Annotated in this window: 3 protein-coding genes; 1 reads left to right on the top strand and 2 read right to left on the bottom strand. The window is 61.3% G+C overall.

The window, feature by feature from the left end; all coding sequences use genetic code 11:
- Nucleotides 1-1,733 (bottom strand): FtsX-like permease family protein (locus VGP75_RS11445; protein ID WP_327543787.1); only part of this gene is annotated, 1,733 nt, incomplete at its 3' end.
- Nucleotides 1,730-2,386 carry an ABC transporter ATP-binding protein gene (locus tag VGP75_RS11440; RefSeq protein WP_327543786.1) on the bottom strand — a complete coding sequence of 219 codons (657 nt, stop codon included), beginning with the start codon at nucleotides 2,384-2,386 and terminating at the stop codon, nucleotides 1,730-1,732. The genes VGP75_RS11440 and VGP75_RS11445, both read right to left, overlap by 4 nt.
- A 288-nt stretch (nucleotides 2,387-2,674) precedes the next feature.
- Here VGP75_RS11440 and VGP75_RS11435 point away from each other — a divergent pair.
- On the top strand, nucleotides 2,675-3,097 hold a 423-nt coding region (locus VGP75_RS11435), incomplete at its 3' end, for a thiolase family protein (protein ID WP_526025511.1).

Raw genomic sequence — 3,097 nt, 5'->3', positions numbered from 1 at the left:
AACGCGGTGTCTTGCAGCATGATTTCATCACCCACCATCAGGTTTGCGCGACGCGAGAGTTGTTCGTTGATCAGCACCGTTTGCCCTGAGAAGGTGCTGTCCCAGGGATCGTTCGCTTGCTGCAGGAACACCCAGTTGTCGCGATAGGTGGCATGGTCGCGCGCGCCGTAGACTTCGGTTGGTTGACCGGCCACTTCGGTGTCAGCGCTTTGGATTGGCAGGATGATGTCGGCGCGGGGCGTGGCAAACGCGATCAAGGCGGCGGTTTGCGCATCGTTTTCGGTACGCACGTAAAGTTCGGACGCCAATCGCTGGTCAAGGAAATCAGTGAAGGTCAGGCGGAAGCTCGACACCATGGTCGAGACACCGACATTGGCAGCCATCGCAAGCAACAGCGCCATCAGCGCAAGCGACAGGCCTGGCAATTGCTGGCGTGTATCGGCCCAGAACCACTGGGCGGTGACGGATCGGGCAAGTCTGCTTGCGAAGGCAAGGAGCCGGTCAAGGATGATCGGCAAGGCAAGCGCCGCCCCGATCAAAAGCGCCCCCAGCAACAGAAAGCCGCCGATCATGCCGGTGGCGGTGAACATCAACACGCCAGAGAGCATCAGCAAAATCGCGGCGGCTATGCCCTGCAGGACCGCGCGGCGCCCTGCGGCCATCGCCAGAGCTCGGGGCTGGGCCGCGGCAAGCAAGGGCATTTGCGCCATCTGATAAAGCGCACCGCCTGCAGCCAGCGCCGTGCCGCCCAGTGCAATCGCCATACCAGAAAGCCACCATGACCGGCGCAGTTGGAGCGTGCCGGAAACATCGGCGCCGTACAGGCCGCGCAATGTGGCGGCGACATCGGGCAGCAGCAGGGCTGCGATCACATAGCCCAGCGCTACGCCGATGACGCCGGCGATCAGGGCAAAGACCATGAGTTCCGCGCCTAGAAGCAGGATCAGGCGACGCAGCGGCAGCCCCAAGGCACGCAGGGTGCGCACCACAGGGCGGCGTTGTTCGAACGCGAGGCCAATGGCACCGTTGACGATAAAGATGCCGACAGCAAAAGACAGCAGACCAAAGGCCGTCAGGTTGAGGTGAAAGCTATCGGTGAGCCGTGCGATATCGCTACCGCCTTGGGCGGGCTGCAGGGTGAGGTCGGGGGCAACGACTCCAAGCGCGGGGCGACCGATCGGTTGACCGCGCAGGACGATCAGACTGTCAATCTGGTCTGGCTTGGCCAGCAGGCGCTGTGCGACGCCGATATCTGTGACAGCGGTGTTGGGGGCGGCTTCTGGCGTGACGATGATGTTGAGGCCCGCCAGCTGTTCTGCGACGTCAGCATTGGCAAAAAGTTGGCCTTCGCCGGTCAGAAACGCGGTGATATCGGTCCCTTGGCTTGGAGCCACCGGCGCGATGCCGCCCGGTGCTGTCAATGGCTCGATCCCGATGATGCGCACGCCGTCCAGCCGCCCTTGGACCACAGGTGTTACCAACCAGCCTGCACGCCGCAGGGCAACATAGGTTTCTTGCGCCATCGGTTGCCCGTCGCGGCGCACCAGCCTGTCATATTGCCCCTCACCCAAGGTCGCGGCGGCAGCGTCATAGCTGGCGCGCGCCTCGGCGTTGACCGCTTGCACGCCGGACCAGAGCGCGGTTGCAAGGGCCAGCCCCGCCAGCAAAGTGAAAAGCTGCAAGGGATTGCGCCACCAATGCGAAAGAAGCGCATGAAGGGTGGCTGTGGTCATGCCACGCGGCCCGCGCGCAGGTGCAGGCGGCGCGACATACGCGCAGCCAGGACTTCGGAATGGGTGACCATCAAAAGGCCTGCGCCTGTCTCGGCGACCAGTTCGAGCATCAGGTCAAGGACGGTGCTGGCGGTGGCCTCATCGAGGTTACCGGTGGGTTCATCGGCCAGCACCACACGGGGTTTCGGGGCCAATGTGCGGGCAATCGCGACGCGCTGTTGCTGGCCACCTGAAAGCTGTTCGGGGTATTTGGCAAGGTGCGGCGCAAGGCCCATGCGGTCAGCCAAAGCTGCGGCCCAATCAGGGTCATGCTGCCCTGCCAGGCGTGCCTGAAAAGCGATGTTATCGGACACACGCAAGCTGGGGATCAGGTTGAACTGCTGGAAAACCACGCCAACCGTGCCCCGCCGCAGGGCTGCACGACCAGCATCATCAAGGGCGGCGATATCGCGGTCTTCGTGAAGGATTTGGCCTCTGTCGGGCGTATCAAGACCGCCGATCAGGTGCAGTAATGTGCTTTTGCCGCTACCGGATTCGCCAGTCAGTGCGAGTGTCTCGCCTGATGCCAGCATCAGGTCGATACCGCGCAGCACGTCAAAAGGACCATCAGCGGTCTGGTAGGTTTTATGAATATCTTGAACGGTCAGTAACATGGTTTTGGCGCCTCTGCGCTAGAGGTAACGCACCTGCCGCAGAAGGAAACGCCTATTGCGACGATTAGGCCTGCTGTGGTGCCTGCAACAAGGCGGGCTATCCTGTTTGGGTCGTTCCCGCCAGGGTCCTACATTCATTTCATAGACCTCGTGGCACAGGCTCAAAACGCGTCCCATCGCGACGTCACAGGTTTTTCGGAATGATGCAGAAGATTTGCCGCGACGTTCTGCTGTTTCTTTTTGTCTGCCAAGATACGATCATTCCGATTGAAAGCGAAAGGGGCTGACATGACAGAGATCGTAATATTAGGTGGGGCGCGGACGGCAATCGGGACCTTTGGCGGGTCTCTTGCAGGAACACCGCCGATCGAACTGGGCACGATTGCAGCAAAAGCCGCACTTGAGCGTGCCGGTATGGACAGCGCAAAAGTGGGGCATGTGGCGTTCGGACATGTGATCAATACCGAACCGAAGGACATGTATCTCAGCCGTGTCGCTGCCATGAATGCAGGTATCCCCGAGACAACACCGGCGATGAACGTAAACCGCCTTTGCGGATCAGGCGTGCAGGCCATCGTGTCTGTGGTGCAGTCGCTGATGCTGGGGGATGCCGATTTTGGCCTTGCCGGCGGGGCCGAAAACATGAGCCGGTCACCCTTTATCATTTCCGATCAGCGCTGGGGTGCCAAGATGGGCGATATCCGCACGCGG

Origin of the sequence: Yoonia sp. (assembly GCF_036007805.1) — a bacterium.
Taxonomy (GTDB): Bacteria; Pseudomonadota; Alphaproteobacteria; order Rhodobacterales; family Rhodobacteraceae; genus Yoonia.
This window is presented reverse-complemented; position numbering and strand designations above follow the sequence as displayed.

Coding starts and splice junctions, on each gene's coding strand:
- VGP75_RS11440 (WP_327543786.1), bottom strand. CDS start 2,386: ATGTTACTGACCGTTCAAGATATTCATAAAACCTACCAGACCGCTGAT.